This window comes from Desulfovibrio sp. (genome assembly GCF_047607245.1).
Classification (GTDB): Bacteria; Desulfobacterota; Desulfovibrionia; order Desulfovibrionales; family Desulfovibrionaceae; genus Desulfovibrio.
This window is the reverse complement of the sequence record NZ_JASGDK010000057.1, coordinates 1-3,715: the sequence shown is the minus strand read 5'-3', so window position 1 is coordinate 3,715 and position 3,715 is coordinate 1. Positions and strand designations below refer to the sequence as shown.

Sequence of the window (3,715 nt, the reverse complement as noted above, 5' to 3'; positions counted from 1 at the left end):
TTTCCGGGGCGGCTGCGCACGAACCTCGCCGACGTGCCGGCTTCGGTTCTTTATGACGCCGCCCCGGCAATGGCCTGTTCCTTGTCTGGGAAACAGCGGGGACCAAGAATCGTTCTGTACGCTATAAACATTCTCGAATTACTGATGGAAGCGACTTTGTTCGCAGGCGGCCCAAACAGCATATGTGGCAAAACCTTCGTGCCCGCAGGCACTCCCCTCCACCCACAAAAACAGCTCTGTTCTTTCCCACCCCTCTTGCCGAGCAGGCCTGTACCCGCAAGGCACAACACTTTTCTCATCAAAATCAAATCCCGAACATTACAGTAACCATACCCACAAGCACCCAGCGCTCCAAGACTGATACGCAACGCAAAAACGCACGATGGCATTGCGTGGCGCGCAGGGAGATCGCCCGACCGAAGGGAGGGAAGCTCCCGCAGCAAACGCCGCGCAGCCCTCGTTTAATGACGGAAGATGGAACGCCCTTGAAGTCTAATCCGTGGGAGTAGAGACGTACGACAAACCAGCGGGGTTGTCCGGGGGGAGTGCAGAGGGGGCCTCGGAGGGGCGGCAGCCCCTAACAGGCCCCCTCGCCGCCCGCTGCGTAGGCGGCCCAAACAGCATAGACAAAAAAGCCTCAGTGCCCGCAGGGCACAATACACCTCTCTCAAGGACCAACCCCAATCTTTCACGGCACTCCACCCCACGCCAAACAGACGCCCCTAATTTTCATCCACCGCGAAAGCGCTCGCTGGCATTGCGCGGCGCGCAGGGAGATCGCCCGACCGAAGGGAGGGAAGCTCCCGCAGCAAAAGCCGCGCAGCCCTCGCGAAATGGCGGAGTTTGGAAAGCCCTTGAAGGCTCACCCGTGGGAATGAAGATATATGGAAAACCCAGCGGGGTCGTCCGGGGGGAGTGCAGAGGGGGCTTCGGAGGGGCGGCAGCCCCTAACAGGCCCCCTCGCCGCCCGCTGCGCAGGCGGCCCAAACGAAAACAATCAAAACTGCTTTACATTAAGGACTTGCTTCACGCATCAGGCAGGGCTTTCAAAATCAAGATGCCCTATCTCTTTGAGCTAAGGAAGCACTGATTAAAGAGCCTCCTGGAAGCGCGCAGTTATTTCGTTTGGCAAGGCGCGATCTTTTTTTGAAGCAGGAGTGGACTCTTCCGTCCTCGACTGTTTCAAAAAAATGAAGCAACGCCGCCAAACGGAATAAATCAGCGTTTCCTTAAATACCTGTCCCTCTAATGCCGCCGCCGCGCAACCGCCTCAACGGCATCCCCCTCGCGCAGGTACATGCTCAACCCCAGCGAAAGCAGCAGCAAAACGACAAACACCATATCCGCAGCCCCATAACCGCCTGTAAGCTCATAGGAATACCCCATGATGGGATATCCCACGCAACGCAGCATGATGAAGATGGATACAAATTTGTAGGAAGGCAAAAAGTTGCCGCTGCCATAATAGTAGGAAACTACCGCTGGCAGCACCGTCCACAATCCGCCGACGCAAAATCCGAAACTGAGGCTGAAAATGGTCATGCTCCACAGGCTGGCTGGCAGAAATCCAAGACACAAACTCAGAGCGCAGGCCAACATGATGCCGTGGGCGGCTGTCAGGGGAGTGAAACGGTCGCAGACCCAGCCCCAGGCATATTTGGCCAGAGCTGCGCACAATGCGGCGGAGCAAGCCAACAGCATGGCCGGGTAGGGCGCAATGCCCAAATCCACGAAGCGCGGCTTCATCTGGCTCATTACCGAAGAGCTGACCATCAAAGCCAGGCCAAAGGCCACGCCCATGCAGTAGGCGCGTGGCGAATGCAGAAGCCCGGAGAAAGAAGTGTCCGGCGCTGGCCGCTTGCGCCCGAGCATGGGCTCATGCCTTCTGCCGTCGGGGTGCAGATGCATGATTTGCGGCGTATCGCGCACCAGCACCCAGGCCAGAGGGGCCAGAGCGCAGGTCAAAAGACCGATAACGAGATAGGCGACGCTGACGTCAAAATAATTGATAAGCACCATACTTGCCAAAGGCAGTACAGTACCCGACAGGGATGTGCCCGCATTGGCTATGCCGAATGCCCTGCCACGGAAATAATGAAACCAGTTGCTCATCAAGGCATTGCCAACCACGCCGCCACATATCTGTGTGGCGCTCCAGGCAATAGTGAACAGCAGGGTAAAGAGCATCATGTTGCCCGTCATGCCCTGAAGAATGGTAGCCAGGCCACCCACCAGCGCACCCACGGTCATGAGGTAGCGCAGTGAAAAACGGGTGGACAATGAAGCCGCCACAGGCATGGCCAGTTGGCCTATCAGTGAGGCCACGGCCATGCTGATATTGAGTTCGGCACGTGTCCAGCCATAGGCTGTACACAGGGGTTCCATAAAAGCATTCATGCAATAGAGTACACTGCCCTGAAGCATGAAATTGCCGCCCATAGAAAGCAGGCTGATTTTCCAACCGTAAAACATTTATTCCCCAATACAGGCATCTGCCAGGCAGATCCTTGCACACATGGCCAATGCAGGCAAAGCGGCCACATTTTGCTTTTATCGCGGTCTTGTCGCTGTTGCGGCCAACCCCGTCACCCGGTGATTCTTACCTTTGACGCCGTAAGACAGCAGCGCGCGCATTTCCGTCAGCTCGAAATGAAAGCTGTACGGTAGTGGCCCGTTAGCCAAGATGCGCAACCAATGATAGCACATACACCCCTTGCCGCGCATCCTCAAGCCTGTACTGCCTGTGTGGCTGATGCCAAATCCATGAAAAAACGCGCCAACCTCTAGTGAATGCAAGGCGTATGAATGCAGTGCATCCGGTTTCCATCGGGCACGCTTTTTGCTGATTGTTATGGAGCACGGCTTTTTCTCAAAGCCGCGCCAATATAACGACGGCGGATATGGCATGTTCGGCACACAAAAAGATCCCAGTAAAACAGAAAGCGCCACCCCAAAACGCGTCAACAAGCAACGCGCCGAGGGCAATGTTCCCAAATCGCAGGAACTGGGCAAGGCTGTAAGCCTGCTCGGCGGCATGTCTATTCTTTACGCGTGGATAGGCCCAATGAGCGAAGAAATAAAAAAGATCTTTCGCCATTTTTTGAGCCATGCCTGGGAATTCGACCCCAATCCGGAGAATGTATACAGCCTGACGCTGGAGCTTATGGTCGAAATCTGCAAGATCATCATGCCTGTTCTGCTCACGCTGGCCTTTCTGAGCATGCTTGCCCAGCGCCTTCAGGTGGGCAAACTGTGGACCACCAAAGTTTTCAAGCCCAAAATGCAGCGGTTCAATATCTTCAAGGGCATCAAACAGATGCTCTTTTCGCCCCAGACCATATTACGCACCATAAAAAGCCTGTTATTTTCCATAATCCTGTCCCTTATTCCCGCATGGATCATCTATAAAGAATACGAAAACTTTCTGCCTATGTATTATGCCACCACCGAAGGCGTGGCCGTATACATGCTTAAAATGGCTTTCAAGCTGGCAAGCTATGCTCTTATACCCATTCTTATCATTGCGGCCTTTGACGTGTGGCAATCACGCTATGCGTACAAGGAAAACATGAAGATGACCAAGGATGAAGTGAAGGACGAGCACAAACAGGCCGACGGTGACCCCAAGGTCAAGAGCGAGCAGCGCAAAAAGATGATGGAAGCCATGAGCAAGCGCATGTTGCAGGACGTGCCCAAGGCTGACGTTGTCATAACC

3 protein-coding genes are annotated in these 3,715 nt (G+C 54.8%); 2 read left to right on the top strand and 1 reads right to left on the bottom strand.

Features of this window, described 5'->3' with window-relative positions; genetic code table 11:
* On the top strand, positions 1-327 hold a 327-nt coding region (locus QM579_RS04160), incomplete at its 5' end, for a hypothetical protein (protein ID WP_414997948.1).
* 918 nt (positions 328-1,245) lie between these two features.
* On the opposite strand, the gene QM579_RS04155 is transcribed toward QM579_RS04160, so the two are convergent.
* A complete protein-coding gene (locus QM579_RS04155; protein WP_414997947.1) occupies positions 1,246-2,472 on the bottom strand; it encodes an MFS transporter in 1,227 nt (408 codons plus the stop codon).
* Positions 2,473-2,905: 433 nt separating this feature from the next.
* Between QM579_RS04155 and QM579_RS04150 the strand changes: the two genes are divergently transcribed.
* Positions 2,906-3,715 (top strand): EscU/YscU/HrcU family type III secretion system export apparatus switch protein (locus tag QM579_RS04150; protein WP_414997946.1); only part of this gene is annotated, 810 nt, incomplete at its 3' end.

Bases quoted from the DNA above. Each gene is read 5' to 3' on its own strand.
- QM579_RS04155 (WP_414997947.1), bottom strand. From the start codon at position 2,472: ATGTTTTACGGTTGGAAAATCAGCCTGCTTTCTATGGGCGGCAATTTC.